This is a genomic window from Agrobacterium sp. CG674, from assembly GCF_053521645.1.
The window spans coordinates 1-17,403 of record NZ_JBNWDZ010000015.1 but is presented as its reverse complement, the minus strand read 5'-3'; the positions used below and the strand labels follow the sequence as shown (position 1 = coordinate 17,403).

The following is a 17,403-nucleotide window of genomic DNA, read 5'->3' as shown; positions in this document are numbered from 1 at the left end:
TAAATCTCCCTTGGCCGTATGAGCGCGCGCATGTGAGATTGCCGCAGCCCCTATGTCAAGCCTGTAAAGCGTTATGCGAAAGCTTCTGAGAGGACAAAGGATTGAACAATCGGGCAGAAAACTCCATCAACCGATAGGATCAGAACCTACGACGTAGTTATTCAAGCGGCTAACGCTTTGAAGTTTTTGATCGAATGGGGGGCGAGTTAATTGCCTGATCAACTACCCCTGGCGGGCCGACGGCAGTCAAATCCGCCCATAGATCGCCATTTTTAAAGGATCCCAGTACGATGCGCCTGCGCTTCTCGAACAGGGTGGGCCAGTCAACGGTGTTGGCCGATCCCGGCTTCCGCCGCGCCAGCAAGCTCCGCCGTCTACACCCACTGGCCACTCCGAGCATTCACCGGCTCGGGTTCAACAGCCAGCTACAATACGATCGGTCATCCTAATCGACATTAGCGACCTCTAAACACGCGTGATTTTGCCGACTGAAGAGGTGTTGCGGCACCGGTCGGGAAAGAAGGTAGCCTTGTAGATCCGTGCAACCAAGCGCGACCAAGAAATCTCTTTGACCTACTGTCTCAACACCTTCAGCGGTGACGGCTTTACCGAGCGATTTGCTCAAAGCTATGATTGCCGAAACAATTGCTGTGCCCTCTGCCCTCGTCCCAATTAAGTCGACGAAGGACTTATCTATTTTAATTCGGTCCACATCGAAGTTGATCAGGTGGCTTAGCGATGAGAAGCCCGTGCCAAAATCATCCAGCGCTATCTTAACACCGATTGAACGAAGCGATCGCAGGTTGGCTGTGGTAATCTCCTCAGAACTAAGGAGAGCGGCTTCGGTGACCTCGAGTTCAAGTCGGTGAGGAGGCAAACCAGTTTCAACCAGAACCTTCTTCACCTGGGAAGCGAAGCCTGCTTTCCGGATTTGCGAGGGCGATACGTTAACTGCAACTGAGATTGCCGAAGACCACGTCGCCGCGGCTCCGATCGCCTCCTGCAGAACCCTATGGCCCAATGTGTCAATCAATCCACTGTCTTCAGCGATCTGAATGAACCTAGCAGGCGTCAAAAGACCGTGTTGGGGATGCTGCCAACGCACCAAGGCTTCTGCACAAGTCAATGCTCCATGGCCACCAGCTGCATGCACGCCCTGCAGATAAACCTCTAGCTGCCCCACATCTTTCAAAGCCACGGCCTGATGTTGAAGTCCAGGCTCTTGAAGTAGAATCTGAAGATCGCTCCGCAGGGAATCTCTTTCTTGGACCTGAAGATCCATGCGCCGGTCGTAATTTATCAATCGGCCTCGCCCGTGAGACTTTGCCTCATAGAGAGCGAGGTCCGCGCAACGAAGCATTTCAATCTGGTCAAACCGGGCATCCCTTCCATGGACTATACCGATTGAACATCCAATCGTCGCTTTAACACTATCCAGCTTGAGGCTGAACGGTTCACTCAGCGCCTCAATAATCGTTTGGCAGATTTCGGATCCGGCACTGCCATCTAGCGCGCAAGATGGAAACAGCAGTGCGAATTCGTCTCCGCCTAGCCGGGCTAGCGTGTGGTCTTCATTTATGATGCCCTCTATCCGATTGACGACTTTAAGAAGAAGCTCATCCCCGACAGGATGGCCATGTTCATCATTCACCTGTTTGAATTTATCAAGGTCGATAAGAGCAAGAGCGATGTCGGTGACCGAAGGATGTTTATCCTCAACGCTTAGGCACTGGTTAAGACGCTCGTTGAACATTGCCCTGTTGGCCAGCCCTGTAAGAACGTCATGATTTGCGAGATGTCGGGCGTAAAGCTCGCTTTCAGTGAGTTTCTTCATGCTGCGGCGAATGCCGATAATGAGAGCAAGGAAAAGTGCTAGGAAGGTTATTGCGGCCAAAGAAAGCATTGGCGTCAAACGACCAATCACGCGCGTTCCAGGAAGATCAGGTTCCCAGATAATGAAACCAATTGGCTCACGCGTCGACGTAGCCTCGATCTGAAATGCGACTTCTTCCAACTCCTGATCTGATGCCCTAGCGTATCGCGCGCCAATCAAGCCCTGCTCACGACTGAGCGTATCAAGGGCTTTTCCATCCAGGAAGCGGAACGCAATAAGATAAAGTTTGGTAGGTGCTTTGGACTGGGAAGATGTGCTGGGCTTAACCGGCACAACTCCTGCCACAGCCGGCCGTCCTTCAATCCGCAGCAACTCCGCTCGACTGGGCACATCTTTCAGAGCTCCCCAATCCGACGCTTCCACAATCTGTAGCTGTTCCTGTAGATCGTCCATCATTGGCTGGATGAGCGGACGTATCCATCTGAAACGCTTGACGATTGAAGTATCTGTGTCGAAGGGCATGGAGCCGTCAGATGCAACCACGAAGGCCGCATCATAGCCGAATAGATTGGTCGCTAATTCTCTGAATGATGCGACAGCCGTTGGCTTGTTCGAGTCTTGGTACCTAAATTCAACCGGCGTCATATCTAAGCGTGTTCTGTCATCGTTGGCGCGCAGCAACGTGTCCAGTCCAGCATTCATTAAACGGACTTCGTGGGATACGCGTTCAACTTGATCGAGTAAGCGAGTGTTTACAAGCTGTCGCTGACGATCTAGCGCAGCGGCATCACTTTCGGTGCCCGCCCAAATGGCGGCTATCACTACGAGCGCCACAACTCCGAGCCCGCTCGTTGTGAGAAGTAGGAGAATGAGCCCAGACGACACCGGTGCCTTACGGAAAATACTTGAGATGCGTTTATTGGCAGCCACGTAGTGTTCCTCACAACGCACCAACCTTACAGAAAATAGATTACAAAATTCTTTGTGAGCACAGTCTAAAATGAGGAAAAACCTTAGGAGGGCTGTAATGTTTAAGGTGTTCAATGCAGCGTCTGCCCGTTATTTTAGTTGGGGATCGCAATGAACAAGTTTCAACAAGCCTTTGGTATCGTAATTCTATGTTCCGTTGGTGTCGTACTGCCAACACCGGCAACATCGACGCAGTCGGCATCAGTTGTCAAAATTGCGGTCGAGGGTGCGTTTCCACCCTTCAACTATCTGGACTCGAACAAGCAGCTCCAAGGTTTTGATGTGGATTTGGCGAGAGCGCTTTGTGACGCAGCCAAGCTTAAATGCGAGTTCGTGATGCAGGAGTGGACTGAAATGATCCCAAATCTCTTGGCCAAGAGTTATGATGCAATCGTTTCGTCAATGTCTATGAGCTTGGAACGAAAACAGAAGGTCGCCTTCACGCGCAAATATTATGATAGCCCCTCAGTGTTCATAGCCAAAAAAAAAGTTGATCTTGATAGGACGAAACTGAAAAATGTTCGTTTAGGCGTCACCGCCGGGACCTCACAAAAGGCCTATGCAAAAAAGTTCTTATCGGACGCTTCAATTACGATTTTTGCTGCTTCCCCAGAGCTCTACAAAGGACTGGCCGATGGGGAGGTCGACCTCATCTTGGAGGATAAACTGGCCGTTTACGATTGGTTGGCGAACACCAAGGCGGGAACCTGCTGCGAATTCAAAGGCGCAGATATCAAAGACGCTGAGTTTTTTGGTGAAGGCGCAGGCATCGCCGTTAGACCAGACGATGCAGAGTTGCTGACAAAACTGAACGCTGCGCTCGACAAGATACAAGCTGATGGCGCGTATGATGCAATCAACGCAAAATACTTCCCCTTCAGCATTCAGTAAGCTCAAGTTCGATGCAATTGAAGCGGATTGGGATGGGTAGCTAAACCTGAGCTGAGGATTCGTAGCCGTCGCCTGGAAGGAATACGAACTGTCGAAACTCGGTTCGGTGGTTCTGTCTGTCTCAAATTATGTAATTTGGATGACTACTTGATTTTCACAGCAGCGGGTTTGGGCTGGCAAACTCGGTAGCTTTGATGCCAAAGCCATTCATTATGAGTTATTGCAACTTCGTATTCTTAACATGAGTCGGCACCTGCGGCATGGACCTGGTGCGTTCGATGGACCGTTCTCCAGGCCTCCACAAGCCTCATCGCGGTGTCAATGCTCATCAAAACTCCTCCAAGCCTTCTTGACAGCGGCATTACACGGAAATGGCCATGGCGACTTTAATCGCCGCTCACGGCCAATGGCGAGAAGCGATAAAACAGATTAGGCTCAGAAACGACAAAAATCTCTTTCCCCGGACCGACGGCTAACCCTTCCGCCTGCGGTATCGTTCGCCGAAGCCATGTCTGCCCTTCCATAGCAGCAGGCCACCAAGCACCCTGCCCTCTGGGCTGTATTGTGCGATCAGAGCGGATTGATGGCTCATCACCAAAACATTACCACTTTCTTTTTCAATGGAGAAAGATGAAATATCTAGCATGAAAAGGCGAGAAAACGCATTCATGCCCCACTCTCCAACGGTCGACATGATACCGGAACTTGTCGGTGTTGCACGGGTTACCACCGTGACAGCCGAGGGTAGCATCTCTTGCGCGACGTAGAGTAACCCATTGCCGATATCCAGCCCTTCGTATCCGAGATTAGGGAATTGCCAATCCGTCGTGGCATAATATGATGGCTCGCTTGCGGTAACTTCACTGGCTCGCTCGCCAATTTTGACTTCTAGAATGCGCTTGCGGCCCTCATCGGAAACAAGAAAATTGTCCCCAGCCACGTGTGCAATGGCCTCCGGGTCAGAGACGCCGTCGAGTGAAATAATTCGAAGAAGTTCCCCGTCCGTCGAAAGCTCCACCATCTGAAATAGAGGGCGCTCAACCCATCATGGGGAGCGCCCTCGTCACCCGCGACAGCAAACGCGCAACCGTCATGGTTGCTGCAGGCCGTCGATACTGTGGGTGGTGATCCTCAAGTAAGCGCCGCCCACATGTTTTTCAAGGTCACATCGACTTTGCGCTTGTTTCCATCCAGGAGCGATGTTTCAGCTCGTCCTGATGAGCGGTCAGGAAAAATGCTTTCGTGCTCGGAATGGCATCCTCGTGTTTTGCCGCACGTTCGTAAGCGGTCACCGTGTCATCCTCGTTCGTCTTCATGGCTTTGAGGATAGCGGAATCACCGAAGAGATCGGCAAGAGCGATCTTGCCCGTCGTCAGCATCTGTTTCATATCACCTTCCGCGGGTGGCTCGATACCGATCTCCAAAGCGATCTCGTTCAGCACAGCCACGTGCTGAAGATGGTCCTGCTTGAATTCATCGATCTTCGCTGCCAGCGCCTTGTCGTCAAGCCGCTCGATGCAGGAGTCATAGGCTGCGATAGCGTCGTGTTCGAGATAGAGAAGGTCTTTGACAAGCTTCTCGATGCTTCCTTCGTTTCCGACCATGGTGACCATAAATTCTTCTCCTCGTTAATGTGGAAGCCTAGTAACCAATCGCTTCCGCGAATGTTCCTTCAGCAACCGCTCGGTGAGAGGAACGGCTTGTGACGGGGCGCATTCGCTCCGCGAAACGTACCCAAATCACCAGCGCCTGCGGCGCGATGCATCGCGCGTGGCGACATGAACGAGTACTGCGGTTGATAGGAGGATGCTGGATATCAACGCCGTTCTCTCTACTCAGCAGGCCACGCATAAGCCCATGCCGCCGATGTCATGCGCTGTATCGAGGAAGCCGTCGGATTGAACGCCGAATCCGTACGATCAATCAAGAAATCAGTCGACACCATACGGGAAAAAACCAAGGCATAGCGAGGGAGTGGCCAAGTAAAGGCACCTTGTCCACCCCAATCCGCAAACCGGCAACACTAGTGTCGTAGCGCAGCCGGTGGAGTGTCACTCTTAAAATTGATTCCTCAATCATGATCGCGGCTGTGCATTTTTCTCCAAATTGGCACGATCACAGTTCCCATGGCAGCCACGGCAACCGCACCAATGATGATGGCGAGCACAGCCTGCTGGACAGACGTCGCGAGCCAACCGACGAGGGATGGAGCCAGTGAAACGGCGGAAACGACAGCTGCGGAAACATCGTGGATGAGGTGTTCTGGACCAGCATAACCGAGTTGGGCAAACCCGTGAACCAGAATGCTGCCTCCGACCCAGAGCATCGCAGCGGTACCGACGGCTGCCAACACTTTCAGGAAGATCGGCATGCCATAGACGAGACCGCGACCGATGGTCTGTAGGACCGCCGACGAGGTCTTGGCCATTGCGATGCCGACGTCATCTGCCTTCACGATGAGCGCGACGACGCCATAAACAGCGAGTGTGATCAAAATACCGACAGCGGCGAGCACGAAGGCCTGCATATAGATACTGGACTGCGATACATCTGCGAGCGTCAGCGCCATGATTTCCGCTGAGAGGATGAAATCGGTGCGAACAGCTCCGTTGACCTTTTGGTTTTCAAGAGCGACCGGATCAAGCTCTTCACCCAGAACCTGCTTTTCGTGACCGTGCGCAGCATGCGGAAAGAAAACCGCATAGAGCTTTTCGGCCCCTTCGTAGCAGAGGTAGACACCACCGACCATAAGCAGCGGCGTGATGATCCACGGCGCAAAAAAACCAAGAAGAAGCGCGGCCGGTAGAAGGAACAAGAGTTTGTTTTTCAACGAACCCAATGCGATGCGGGCGATGATGGGGAGCTCTCGGGCGGGACTGAGGCCAACCACATATTTCGGCGTGACGGCAGCATCATCGATGACGACGCCTGCTGCTTTACCAGTGGCTTTGACCGTTTGCGCCGCAACGTCGTCGAGTGACGCAGCAGCCAGCTTTGCGATTGCCGCAACATCATCGAGAAGCGCTATGAGACCTGTTGCCATGAAAGACGGAGCCTTTGTATTTTGAAATAAATGAACATGAACTCGCGTCTATCACGGAACGAAGACCGAGATCGCCTTTTCCCTGATATGAAACGTCACGGGTGTATTGGTCTTTAACTCGCCGTCGAGATTGACTGCACGCGGCTTGCTGGTGCGAATGGTGAGATGCTTGGTCGAGAACGACCGGACATCATTCCAATCGCCCTGCGTACCCTTGCGCAAGCTTGGCAAAAGCGCCAGCAGCCTCCACCAATGGTCAACCTCGAGACTGTAGAAATCCAGCATGCCGTCCGTTGCCGTGGCATCTGAATGCACGGTCATACCACCACCGTAAAAGCGCCCATTACCGACCGCCACCTGTAAAGTTCGCAGTTCTTCGGTCTGACCGTCATGCTCGAGCGTCGCGGTGAAGAGTCGTGAGCTGGCGAGCAACCGGGAAGCGACGAGTGCGTAGCCGAGCTTACCCCAACGTTTTTTGGCTTTTTCGGTCAGCGACATAGCCAGATCGGCACTGAAACCGACACTCGCCACATTGAAGAATGGATGTCCGTTCGCTTCGCCTAGGTCGATCTCGGTCGTGTTGCCTTTGGCGATGACCTCCACAGCCTGGGCAAGATCCAAGGGGAGGCCGATGGTGCGTGCGAAATCATTTGCCGTTCCAAGTGGCAGAACACCCAAGGGAAGCCCTGATTTCAAAAGCCCGCGCGCCACCCCGTTCAGGCTGCCATCACCGCCGCCGACGATGACACGATCGACCAGGCCGATATGCTCTTCGATCGCCTGGTACGTCGTACCCGAATGATCAGCCGGCAGCTCGATGAAGCGGATTCCAGCTTGCTCCAGTAACTGGCGCGCTTGGGGCAGACTGTCTTTCCCTCTGCGGGAATTCGGGTTGATCAGCAACAAGGCTGCTTGTGACGTCATACTCTCGGTTTCTGCGCGCTTTTGCGAACGTTAGAAAGATAGCGAGTGGTCCGCTTTGAAAAAAATCGACCGCTTTTATATGTACACTGCAGCATCCGTCGTCAACTGCGTGCTTGTGCACCACAGCCAGCATATCCAGTTACAGGAAAAAGAGGCAAGATTGGCCAGTTTCATGTCTCGATTTTTAGCTATTCCGGCTCTCAATCTGCCTTAGTTTCACGTAATTAGAACGGGAATGGAGCGCGCTCTGCTATACAGCCTCCACGCACTGGACCTCTTTGGCCCGACATTATTCTGCGCAAAGCCGTAAACCTGTTCTTAGAGGGAACACGATGACAGTTGTCGCCTCCTACATATACCGTGCGGGCAAACGGGCGGAGGACGTTCCCTGAGACGATCAGCCTTTCGAAACAGACGGCAACGCATTTGCCTGGATCTGACTGACGGAACCCACAGCACAAGAGATGGCCAGCCTGAAGGTTATGTTCGGACTGCATCCATTGGCTATCGAGGATGCCTTGAAGGGAGGCCAGTCCCGAAAGTCGAGGTTTATGGCGACCGGCTTTTCGTTGTCACGAAAACTGCACATCTCGAGGGCGACAAGATTGCCTATGGCGAGACCTATGTTTTCCTGGGTCCAAACCACGTGGTCACTGTCAGACACGGTTCGGCCCGAGGGCACAGGGAGTTGCGGGAGCAACTCGAACAGTCACCGACGCTTCTGGAGCATGGCCCGGACTATGTACTTCACGGCATTCTTGATTTTGTTGTCGATGGCTACCTGCCGATGGTCGAGAAGCAGGAAGACAGGGTTCTCGAAATGGAGAAGCATATGTTGATCTCCTTTCTCGAACGCGGCCAGATCAGACGGCTTTTCCGTATGCGCCGCGAGGTTGTCCTTTTTCAGCGCGGTCTGGGGCCGATGTCAGAAATGATCGGCAGAATGACCCATCTTGAACTGCCGTGCATCGACGACAATGCAAGACCGAATTTTCGCGATGTCCACGACGACGTCAAAACGGGTCGAGGGAATGGTGTCAGGCGTGCGCGAGGTGGTGACGTCCGTTTTCGAGGCCAGCAATCTGCTTGAAATGCAGCGTCAGGGCACGATTATCAGACAGCTGGCAGCGTGGGCTGCGATCCTGGCCGTCCCCACCGCCACCGCCGGGATTTATGGTATGAACTTCCAGCATATGCCCGAACTTGATACGCAGTACGGCTACTATGTCGTCCTGGCAGTCATCTTCTCTCTGTGCGGAGTCTTATATTTCCAGTTCAGAAAATCTGGATGGCTATGATCCTCTGGCTTTCCAGAAGCGGCATTTCGACAGACAATGAATTCGCCGCACTCACAATTCGAGTTCCAAACCCTCCTCCCCTTGTGCAGGAACCGAACAGCAAATCAGCGCCTCGCCATCTACGACCGCATAGCCAGGCTTGGAGAGATAACTGACGTCTCCCTTGACGATCTTCGTTCGGCAATCCCCGCAATTGCCAGCTCGGCAGCCATAAGGTGGGTTGAGGCCACTTTGCTCTGCAAGTTCCAGCAAGGAGCCGCCGTCCGGCCTCCACTGCGCCTGTTTTGACGATTGCGTGAAGACGACTGGCGTTGGGACCGAAGCGGCAGGCTTGCGCGGCCTCGCCAATACGTCAACGGCGTAGTCGCGCTTCAGGCCGGAGGGGCCGAACGCCTCCGCATGGATGCGACCGTCTGCGATGTTCAGCCCGCGGAGCCCGTCATACATCGACTGCATGAAGGACGACGGTCCGCAGATGTAGAAGTCATAGTCGCCGAACGGCAAGTGTGCCTTCAACAGCGTCATGTCGATGCGGCCGACTGCATCAAAAAGGCCGTCGCCGTTGGCATCTGGCGCACCGAGCACCTTGATGTCCCGAACAGTCCCTTCGCTGCGCGCAACCAATTCGCCGATTTCTCGGTCGAATGCTCTTTCGGCAGAGGTGCGCGACGACCTGAACAGCCATACCTGACGGCGATAGCGCGTTCTGTCACCTGTATGGACGACATGGCGCAGCATCGACAGCAAGGGCGTAATGCCGATGCCAGCTGCAAGGAGCACGGCCGGACGGGTGCGTTCTGTTGCATCGATTATGAACGCTCCGGCTGGGAATAGAGCCTCAATCTCATCGCCCTCCCGCATTTTATGCAGGAGTGTGGATGCCCGGCCTTCGCGCTTCACACTCAGCCTGTAGAAGCCGTCCGATGGAGCACTTGATAGCGTATAGCTGCGGCGGATTGTGTCCGTCCCATCCGTGATGCTGATCGGAAGATGCTGGCCTGCCAGATGCGGGATGACAGCCTCGCCATCGACCGGCGCAAGGTGCAGCGAACGGATCGTCGAGCTTTCCGCGATGGTTCGCTCAATGCGGAAGCGTCTCCAGGTTTTTGCCTGGGCCGCGACCTTCAAGCGGCTTGCGGCCTCGCGCCAGTCTCCCGTCATCAAGCTGCTTGGCGACATGCCATCTTGAAGAAAGCTCCAGCGCAGCGGCAGTGCATCTTTGCGCAGCACCACCTTTTCCGGCATGACGCGCCAAAGACGCTCGGCGCCCTCGAAGGCAGCGATCTCGGGCGAATTCAGTATGATCTCGACGCTGCCAGCGATCTGCAACATGTCACCCGTCTCATGATCGACGAACAGTAGCCCGGCGCGCGGATTGACGGCGAAATTGCCAAGAGTGTTGAAGAACAGGTTGCCGTTGAAATCCGGCACAGTCAGGCCACCATCGGCATCGACACGAACGAAACCGCGCCGACCGCCACGATGGGAGACATCCACCTGCCGTCCTTCACCCTCTAGGTCCACATAGGACGCCACGAAGAAAGTGTCGGAGGCTTCGATAAGGCCACACTGATGTGCGTCGAGCCGATCTGAAACAATCACTTCGCAAGATTGCCGCGTTGCTGGATCGCGCACGAAGCTGAACTGACGATGCTGGATGTAGCGCGGACAGTTGCCGAAGCTCTGTCCGACGGCCACGGAAAAACGGTCGCTGTTGCTGCGAATGACCGTACCGTTCATCCTGTTCCGTCGACGCGTGATGAGATCGACACCGACCAGACCGATCGGGTCGCCGTCGTTCATCCCGGCTTCGGCGGGATCATCGGGATCGCTGGCGGCATCGATACGGAGTGTCTGGGCATCGGGAGCCTGCAGAAAGCCCGGCCGTCCGCTGCGGATCGTCGCCCATGGAGTGCCCTCGCCATCGACAGTTCCGATGACGATGAACGGCAGCATCGGATAGAACTCCCTGTGCTGATCAAGCATGAACCTGCGCAAAACATGACGCCCGACGGGGTCCATTTGTTCCAGCACCCCGGCGTGGCGCTGTATTTGCAGTTCTCCCGCATGCCAGGGCGACGATGGTGAGAGTTCTTCAACAGGCATTCGAACCTCCTATGGGAACGACGGCCGGGCCAGCACTCGGCCGCAAAGCTATGTCAGACTGCGAGGCCGATGGCCGTTTTCGGAAGAGCGACGAAACGGGGCAAAGCTTCGATCCGCGCCAGCCAGTTACGGACCTCCGGGTACGGCGTCAGATCGACATTGCCCTCAGGTGCGCCAGCGATGTAGCTGTAGAGCCCGATATCCGCGATCGTCGGTGTATTGCCGATGATGAAACGGTGATTTTCGAGTTCGGCATTGATGAGGCCGAGAATCCGGTGAGCGCGGGCAATCACTTCCTCGGCGCGGAAGTCTGCTCCAAATACCGTGATCAGGCGGGCCGCGCACGGGCCATACGAAATTTCTCCGGCGGCCACGGAAAGCCACTTCTGTATCTTTGCGACAGAGGCGAGATCATCGGGCATCCAGTCCTTGCGGCCAAGCTTCGTGGCAACATAGACCAGGATAGCATTGGAATCGTTGACGATGATATCCCCATCGACGAGCACAGGCACTTGGCCGAATGGGTTGAGCTTCAGGAATTCCGGCGTCTTGTGCTCGCCGTTGGCCAGATCGAGGTCGATGATCTCAGCTTTGACGTTCAGCAAAGAAAGAAAAAGACGGGCGCGATGCGCATGGCCCGAAAGCGGGAAGTGATAGAGTTTCATGGTTTGCTCCCTTGAGGCCCGGACACCTTTATCCGGTAACGTGAGAAACCTAGCGGGAACCATATTTTTAGAGTAGATGGTTATTTATGTAACCATCCTCTCGTTTTATGGAAGGCAAAGATGGACCGTCTCGACGCCATGGGTGTTCTCTTGTCAGTGGTGGAACACGGTAGCCTTTCCGCCGCGTCGCGCGCATTGCACTCGCCGCTACCGACGGTCAGCCGCAAGATCTCAGAGTTGGAGAGCCTTCTCGGTGTTCGCCTGTTCACCCGCACCAGCCGCAGAATGCTGCTCACGGAAGCCGGAGAGAGTTATGTCGTTGCAGCTCGTGAAATTCTGGGACGGGTGGAGGAAGCCGAAAGCCGCGCTACCGGAGAATACGTCGCACCGAAGGGAGATCTGACGATGACGGCGCCAATCGTCTTTGGCCGCCTGCATGTCTTGCCGGTCGTCACGGATTTTCTGAAAGCCTTTCCGGACATCAACATCAACCTGATCATGAGCGACCGGCCGATCAGTCTTGCCGACGAACATATCGATGTCGCGCTGCGCATCAGCCGCCTTTCGGACAGCAGCCTGATGGCTATCCGCCTCGGCTCCACCCGCACGACCGTCTATGCCAATCCCGACTATCTGAAGCGGCATTCCCATCCATCCCATCCTGACGAACTCAAGCAACACGATTGCATCGCGTTCGACGGCGTGCTTTCGACGCGGTTCTGGACATTCCACGACGGCGCAAAAGATATCGCGGTGCCGATCCGGACACGCCTTTCCGTCAACACGGCGGAAGCTGCGGTCGATGCTGCGGCATCCGGTCTCGGCATCACGCGGGTCATGGCCTATCAAGCAAAGCGCGCGGTCGATGCCGGCTTGCTGGTGCCGCTGCTGGAAGATTTCGAACGAGAGGCGCCGCCAATCCATCTCGTCCATCTATCGGACGGCCTTATGCCGCTGAAACTCAGGACGTTTCTGGACTTTGCGACGCCACGGCTGAGGGCACTGTTGAAATAGATAAATCATGTCTAAAAAGGGTGGCTTAGCTGAAGGTCAGCCTGCACGACGTCGATTAAGCTGACGCATAAAGCGTTCTTTAACTCCGCTGGGTCGCTCGGGGTCTGCCATTTTGGATTCTGCAAATAGCTCTTCGTCGGCTGTTAAATCACGCATTGGCACATCTACCAGCCCACGACCATTCTTCCGGTTCAGAGTATTGATCGCCTGTATGACCGAGCCGTTTTTCTCGATTTCAAGGTTCAGGTCTTTCTGGTCGCAGCCGAGGTGCTCGGCGATCAGCCCGTTGCGGTGCTCGATAATTTTGGCCGACAATATTTTTTGATCCAGGCGAGCTTCGATAACGATATCACATTCAGTATCGTATCCCATTGAGCGATTGTTGAGATTTGCGGAACCAATCTTGATCAGGCGATCGTCTGAAACCATGACTTTGGCGTGAACATAGATCGGAGTTCTTTTATCGTTGACCGGATACATCAACAGGAAACGTCCGTGGTGATCCGATTCCTGAACGAGCTTCATCAGGCGGATACGCGCAGAATCCATTGCTTTTGATTCCAGCCACCCTTCAGCTCCCTCCGGGTTGATCAGAATAATCTCGGGGCCGTTGGCTTCTTGCAGCCTCATCGCAATGGCTTCAGCAATCTTACGAGACGCGAAGTATTGGCTTTCAATGTAGAGGCATTTTTTTGTTGAGGCGATGATCGCAAGCTTAGCGGCCTCAATCTCAGATATCTGGGGCTGCTTATCGAATTCCGGTAGTGTCCGCGCAATGGCAACCGGGATGTCGCGAAAGTCGACCTCGAGTTCATCGGGCCATGGGTCGGACGAGACTGAGACAGGCTCTAATTTCTCTGCGGTCGCCAGTTCCCATCGTGTTCTGGCGAGTTGGCCGAGTGCAGCTGCGGCTTGGCCGGAGATACAGCTTGTCACGTCATGCCAGGGGCCTTGAGAAAACCCCAGCGGGGAGCGCCGGCGTTTGTCGTTTTCGAGGTGCTCTCGCGTATCCCAACGGCCAACCGTCATATCGATGCCGCCGCAAAACGCGACGCTGTCGTCGATAACAAGGAGTTTCATGTGGTGGGCTGATAGCGGTGGATGGGCGCTATCGAGTTTCAACTGCACCCGTTTAGAGAACAGCCACCGCAGAATGTAAAACGGCGTCTCACCCCTCGTGATCGAGTTGATAAGGCCCACGTCCCATTTGAGAATGCGCACGTCAAGATCATCGCGGCGTTTTGCCAACCAATTGAGGAAGTTGCCAAGTTTCTCCGGCGCTTCGTCTTCCGCTTCGCCAGGCACGAGATCGATACGGCTATCAAAATCCCAACCGACCATAAAGATCGATCGTTTTGCTTTGAGCATTGCATTGCGGGCATGCATAAAAAAAGCCGCGGCATCAACGACGACGGATACGCGATCCGCATCGGCAATCTTCCAGCAGGTTTCGCCTTCTACGAGTACAGACGTCATTACAGGCCTCATGTATCTTCTACAGCGCGGTATAGGCCGGAATGCTCCGTGGCAACAGCTTAATTTCTTACAGCAAGTTCCGTTTGACCACCTCTTGGTCCAACCCGCACACTATGGGATTTGCCGACGAACCGGCGTCCGCCGTAGCGGAAACGCTGTTGGCAATCGGTCGCTAAATTGAGGTAACAGTATAGCTGGTGATTGCGGACCCGCCATTGCTGGCCGGTGCGGTGAAGGCAACGTCGGCCTCACCATCGCCAGTCGTCGCGGTGCCAATCACTGGCGCGCCCGGCTTGCCTGCTGGAACGGCAAGAGTGTAAGTTGCGATGTTTGTCGCAAGGGCGGCATCGGTTGCCGCGATTGTGAAGCTGTGGTTCCTCACAGTCGATGCCGTACCGGAAAATGTGCCCGTCGTTGTATGTACCGCCAAGCCATCCGCCAGCGTACCGGAGACGAGCATATAGGTATAGGTTCCTGATCCACCCGAGGCCGTCACCGTCTGGCTAGGCGGTTCCAACCACGCCACCCGTCAATGCGCAAGCCGGCCGAGAGATTGTGAACCCGGCATAGGCGTAGCCGTTTGCGAGGGTGGCTGACGTGATCAGGGTGGTGAGACATGCGATTATGAACCGGAGCACGGGTTCGTAGATCGTTCAATCCAAAACAGACAGAGCTTCTGCTCACACTAAGAAAACTCATATAAGTACAAAATCTACGGACTGCATTCCTGGTAATCCCCGCGCAATAAGGCGGCGACACTTGTCATCTTGATAACAACTGCCCGCCGCCCTCATAAATAGCGAGCCCCACAGATCGACCGTGAACGGAGCGTTATTCTATCTAAGACAGATCCTCAATACGCAACCATAACGCGTTCGCAATCTAGCAGCCCGACGAGGTCGAGATCGGGAACGTGGCGGATCGTCCCGCCGCACAGGATTAGGTTAGTGCCGCGGTGCCAAACGGACGGCCTCTTATGTGCTCGAGGGTCACCGCGATGGACTCACGATCTCCCTTTCGTCTCTCGACAACGTTGCGAACAAAACTTGACGCTTTCCCAGTTCTTCTCCCACTTCTTTCGCCATGAAAACGGTCTAACCATGCCGGTTATGGCCAATTCAATCTGACGGTAGCGTTCGTGCGGTCAACTTGTGTCCGTCCGGATCTCGGAGATAGGCCACGAACGAGCCGTTCGGACGTTCAGACGGCGGCGTCTCAATCGATTCCCCCCCGTGGCTGGTCCCGGCGTCGTGCCATGCTTTCACATGCTCTTGACTGCTAGCAACTAGGCCGATCGTTCCGCCATTGGCGACGGTCGCTGGCTTCCCATCGATGGGCGTCGTGACCATAAGACGGCTGCCGTTATGAATGTAAACAAGTCTGCCTCGATCATCGATTGTGCCTGGCTTACCTCCTAGAGCAGTAAAGGTCGCATCGTAAAAGGCTTTCGACTGGTCGAGGTGGTTGCTGCCGATCATCACGTGGGTAAACATTGATCGTCTCCTGTCACCGGTTGCTTGCTAATAAGGCCGAGATTTAACAGCAAAGCGACGCCAAGTCTCGGAGCCATCATGTCGGAAGAACCCGAATCGACTTCACGAGAGTTCTGGTGCAGACATAATGGAATTATTTGACGATATTGGGTGTAACAGGATCAGCATGAAGACGATCGGGATACTCGGAGGCATGTCCGCCGCCTCCACGCAAATCTACTATCGTGAGCTTTGCCGGATGACGCGAGACCGTCTCGGAGGGCTTCATTCGCCTGAATTGCTCATCCGTTCGCTTGATTTCGCTACGATAGAGACCCTCCAAGCATCGGGAAGATGGGACGACGCAGGCGACATTCTGAGCCGGGAGGCGAAGGCCTTGGAGCGTGGCGGTGCAGATTTCATCATCCTTGCGACAAACACGATGCACAAGCTTGCGGATGCGATGATGCATGGCGTCTCTATTCCGATGCTGCATATTGCAGACGCGACCGCCTCGCGCATCAAGAAGCAGGATTTGCGAAGGCCTGGCCTCATTGCCACTGCATTCACAATGGAGCAATCATTCTATGTAGACCGGCTGAAAGCGGCGGGTCTTTCTCATCTCGTCCCGGATGCGTCCGACCGAGCCGAGACCCATCGGATTATCTACGAAGAGCTCTGCCGTAATGTCGTTACGGAGCAAAGCAGAACTGCTTATCGCGGAATTGCCGCGCGTCTCGTCGAGCGCGGCGCTGACTGCCTGATTCTTGGCTGTACCGAAGTCGGCATGTTGCTCAATCAAGATGTCGTGTCGGTGCCCGTGTTCGATACCACGCTGATTCATTGTGAGGCAGCGCTCACCATGGCGCTGGAGGATTAGCTTTTTTCTCTAACTCAATGAAAGTTCCGACTTTCCAACTTCAGCATATTGATGTGCAGATCTCGCACTTATCCCGAGCCGGATACTATACCGAGCCCGTTCTCCAAAGTCCGAGATTTCCGGCAAACGCGCCTGGCAAACTCGGCATAATATCTCGCACTGAAAGGCAGGATTTGGCCCGAAGCGGTCATTGCCTATTGCCCGGATTTGATCATCTCACGGATTTTGACCGCTTTCTCGAAATGGTCCAGCGCATTGGTTTTGATCCACCACTCGGCAGCTTCCATAAGGAGGTCGGGGTCATCGTTCTTGTTCGCAAAGAACGCATAGAATGACAGACCGACACCTTCGCCCTTTCGCCCGATTTTGTCCTCGCAGACTGAAATAGCTTTAGCCCGTAAGCTCGGTCTCATGGTGCCCTCTTTTTGTGAGTGACAGTCGAGCTACTATGCTTTGCTCGATAAAGGAATGCTGACAGCCTGAACTTCTATATCCGTCTCGGCTGACGCCATGGCCGCTACTGGCGCAACGCTGCCAAGGCAGCAGTAGGCAGAAGCGATTAAAGCGAATGGATAAGAGAGCTTCATTTGCTGGATCAAGAACTGCTGGCCGCTCGTTTGCCGCGTTCCTCCCTAATGAACGTGAGATAGGCCTTTTGCTCGCCTTTGAAGCCCCGTTCACCATACAATTCTTCCACACGAGAAAACACGTAAAAGGCCCTTTCTATATCGCCAAGCTTATACATCGCTTCACCCTCCTGCATCAGAACATAATGGTCCTCGTGGTTCAGGTCGTCATACATGAGCGACTTTATTTATATCTTAATCTTTC

General features: G+C 54.4%; 15 protein-coding genes and 2 pseudogenes. 4 read left to right on the top strand and 13 right to left on the bottom strand.

Annotated elements, in window-relative coordinates:
- Positions 1-445: 445 nt before the first annotated feature.
- Positions 446-2,764, bottom strand: a complete 2,319-nt coding sequence (locus ACQZ51_RS22720; protein WP_448780783.1) for an EAL domain-containing protein — start codon at positions 2,762-2,764, stop codon at positions 446-448.
- A gap of 150 nt (positions 2,765-2,914) precedes the next feature.
- On the opposite strand from ACQZ51_RS22720, the gene ACQZ51_RS22715 reads away from it, so the two are divergent.
- Positions 2,915-3,694: a transporter substrate-binding domain-containing protein gene (locus tag ACQZ51_RS22715; protein WP_448780781.1), complete on the top strand. Its 780-nt coding sequence runs from the start codon at positions 2,915-2,917 to the stop codon at positions 3,692-3,694.
- Positions 3,695-4,080: 386 nt separating this feature from the next.
- On the opposite strand, the pseudogene ACQZ51_RS22710 reads toward ACQZ51_RS22715, so the two are convergent.
- The 4 genes and pseudogenes from ACQZ51_RS22710 to ACQZ51_RS22695 all read right to left on the bottom strand — a co-directional run bounded on the left by ACQZ51_RS22710 (position 4,081) and on the right by ACQZ51_RS22695 (position 7,661).
- Positions 4,081-4,715: pseudogene (locus ACQZ51_RS22710) on the bottom strand (SdiA-regulated domain-containing protein).
- A 142-nt stretch (positions 4,716-4,857) separates the two neighbouring features.
- Positions 4,858-5,307 (bottom strand): DUF892 family protein, encoded by a 450-nt coding sequence (locus ACQZ51_RS22705; RefSeq protein WP_448780779.1) that lies wholly within the window; start codon positions 5,305-5,307, stop codon positions 4,858-4,860.
- Positions 5,308-5,765: 458 nt separating this feature from the next.
- Positions 5,766-6,737 (bottom strand): DUF808 domain-containing protein, encoded by a 972-nt coding sequence (locus ACQZ51_RS22700; RefSeq protein ID WP_448780777.1) that lies wholly within the window; start codon positions 6,735-6,737, stop codon positions 5,766-5,768.
- A 51-nt stretch (positions 6,738-6,788) separates the two neighbouring features.
- Positions 6,789-7,661, bottom strand: coding sequence for a lipid kinase (locus tag ACQZ51_RS22695; protein ID WP_448780775.1), 873 nt, complete (start codon positions 7,659-7,661; stop codon positions 6,789-6,791).
- Between the two features lie 332 nt (positions 7,662-7,993).
- Between ACQZ51_RS22695 and ACQZ51_RS22690 the strand changes: the two are divergent.
- Positions 7,994-8,959: pseudogene (locus tag ACQZ51_RS22690) on the top strand (magnesium and cobalt transport protein CorA).
- 51 nt (positions 8,960-9,010) lie between these two features.
- Here ACQZ51_RS22690 and ACQZ51_RS22685 read toward each other — a convergent pair.
- Together ACQZ51_RS22685 and ACQZ51_RS22680 are read right to left on the bottom strand one after the other, a co-directional pair.
- On the bottom strand, positions 9,011-11,065 hold the full coding sequence (locus ACQZ51_RS22685; protein WP_448780773.1) for a 2Fe-2S iron-sulfur cluster-binding protein: 2,055 nt from the start codon (positions 11,063-11,065) through the stop codon (positions 9,011-9,013).
- Positions 11,066-11,118: 53 nt separating this feature from the next.
- On the bottom strand, positions 11,119-11,730 hold the full coding sequence (locus ACQZ51_RS22680) for a glutathione S-transferase family protein (protein ID WP_448780771.1): 612 nt from the start codon (positions 11,728-11,730) through the stop codon (positions 11,119-11,121).
- 120 nt (positions 11,731-11,850) lie between these two features.
- Here ACQZ51_RS22680 and ACQZ51_RS22675 point away from each other — a divergent pair, with 120 nt between their 5' ends.
- A complete protein-coding gene (locus ACQZ51_RS22675) occupies positions 11,851-12,744 on the top strand; it encodes a LysR family transcriptional regulator (protein WP_448780769.1) in 894 nt (297 codons plus the stop codon).
- Between the two features lie 36 nt (positions 12,745-12,780).
- On the opposite strand, the gene ACQZ51_RS22670 is transcribed toward ACQZ51_RS22675, so the two are convergent.
- The 4 genes from ACQZ51_RS22670 to ACQZ51_RS22655 form a co-directional block, all read right to left on the bottom strand.
- Positions 12,781-14,220 (bottom strand): phospholipase D-like domain-containing protein, encoded by a 1,440-nt coding sequence (locus tag ACQZ51_RS22670; protein ID WP_448780767.1) that lies wholly within the window; start codon positions 14,218-14,220, stop codon positions 12,781-12,783.
- Between the two features lie 172 nt (positions 14,221-14,392).
- Positions 14,393-14,737 (bottom strand): putative Ig domain-containing protein, encoded by a 345-nt coding sequence (locus tag ACQZ51_RS22665; protein WP_448780766.1) that lies wholly within the window; start codon positions 14,735-14,737, stop codon positions 14,393-14,395.
- A gap of 486 nt (positions 14,738-15,223) precedes the next feature.
- The gene (locus ACQZ51_RS22660; protein ID WP_448780764.1) at positions 15,224-15,322 is read right to left on the bottom strand and encodes a DUF2256 domain-containing protein; all 99 of its coding nucleotides are present in this window, start codon (positions 15,320-15,322) and stop codon (positions 15,224-15,226) included.
- A gap of 16 nt (positions 15,323-15,338) precedes the next feature.
- Positions 15,339-15,713 carry a VOC family protein gene (locus tag ACQZ51_RS22655; protein WP_243258207.1) on the bottom strand — a complete coding sequence of 125 codons (375 nt, stop codon included), beginning with the start codon at positions 15,711-15,713 and terminating at the stop codon, positions 15,339-15,341.
- Between the two features lie 166 nt (positions 15,714-15,879).
- Between ACQZ51_RS22655 and ACQZ51_RS22650 the strand changes: the two genes are divergently transcribed.
- The gene (locus tag ACQZ51_RS22650; protein WP_042620183.1) at positions 15,880-16,572 is read left to right on the top strand and encodes an aspartate/glutamate racemase family protein; all 693 of its coding nucleotides are present in this window, start codon (positions 15,880-15,882) and stop codon (positions 16,570-16,572) included.
- 194 nt (positions 16,573-16,766) lie between these two features.
- Here the strand turns inward: ACQZ51_RS22650 and ACQZ51_RS22645 are convergent, their stop codons facing one another.
- Both ACQZ51_RS22645 and ACQZ51_RS22640 read right to left on the bottom strand, forming a co-directional pair.
- Positions 16,767-16,985, bottom strand: coding sequence for a DUF6500 family protein (locus ACQZ51_RS22645; protein ID WP_062442050.1), 219 nt, complete (start codon positions 16,983-16,985; stop codon positions 16,767-16,769).
- A 182-nt stretch (positions 16,986-17,167) separates the two neighbouring features.
- Positions 17,168-17,374: a hypothetical protein gene (locus tag ACQZ51_RS22640; protein WP_448780762.1), complete on the bottom strand. Its 207-nt coding sequence runs from the start codon at positions 17,372-17,374 to the stop codon at positions 17,168-17,170.
- Between the last annotated feature and the right edge of the window lie 29 nt (positions 17,375-17,403).

Coding starts and splice junctions, on each gene's coding strand:
- ACQZ51_RS22675 (WP_448780769.1), top strand. CDS start 11,851: ATGGACCGTCTCGACGCCATGGGTGTTCTCTTGTCAGTGGTGGAACAC.
- ACQZ51_RS22685 (WP_448780773.1), bottom strand. CDS start 11,065: ATGCCTGTTGAAGAACTCTCACCATCGTCGCCCTGGCATGCGGGAGAA.
- ACQZ51_RS22670 (WP_448780767.1), bottom strand. CDS start 14,220: ATGACGTCTGTACTCGTAGAAGGCGAAACCTGCTGGAAGATTGCCGAT.
- ACQZ51_RS22680 (WP_448780771.1), bottom strand. CDS start 11,730: ATGAAACTCTATCACTTCCCGCTTTCGGGCCATGCGCATCGCGCCCGT.
- ACQZ51_RS22715 (WP_448780781.1), top strand. CDS start 2,915: ATGAACAAGTTTCAACAAGCCTTTGGTATCGTAATTCTATGTTCCGTT.
- ACQZ51_RS22705 (WP_448780779.1), bottom strand. CDS start 5,307: ATGGTCACCATGGTCGGAAACGAAGGAAGCATCGAGAAGCTTGTCAAA.
- ACQZ51_RS22650 (WP_042620183.1), top strand. CDS start 15,880: ATGAAGACGATCGGGATACTCGGAGGCATGTCCGCCGCCTCCACGCAA.
- ACQZ51_RS22640 (WP_448780762.1), bottom strand. CDS start 17,374: ATGTATGACGACCTGAACCACGAGGACCATTATGTTCTGATGCAGGAG.
- ACQZ51_RS22695 (WP_448780775.1), bottom strand. CDS start 7,661: ATGACGTCACAAGCAGCCTTGTTGCTGATCAACCCGAATTCCCGCAGA.
- ACQZ51_RS22655 (WP_243258207.1), bottom strand. CDS start 15,713: ATGTTTACCCACGTGATGATCGGCAGCAACCACCTCGACCAGTCGAAA.
- ACQZ51_RS22645 (WP_062442050.1), bottom strand. CDS start 16,985: ATGAGACCGAGCTTACGGGCTAAAGCTATTTCAGTCTGCGAGGACAAA.
- ACQZ51_RS22660 (WP_448780764.1), bottom strand. CDS start 15,322: ATGGTTAGACCGTTTTCATGGCGAAAGAAGTGGGAGAAGAACTGGGAA.
- ACQZ51_RS22700 (WP_448780777.1), bottom strand. CDS start 6,737: ATGGCAACAGGTCTCATAGCGCTTCTCGATGATGTTGCGGCAATCGCA.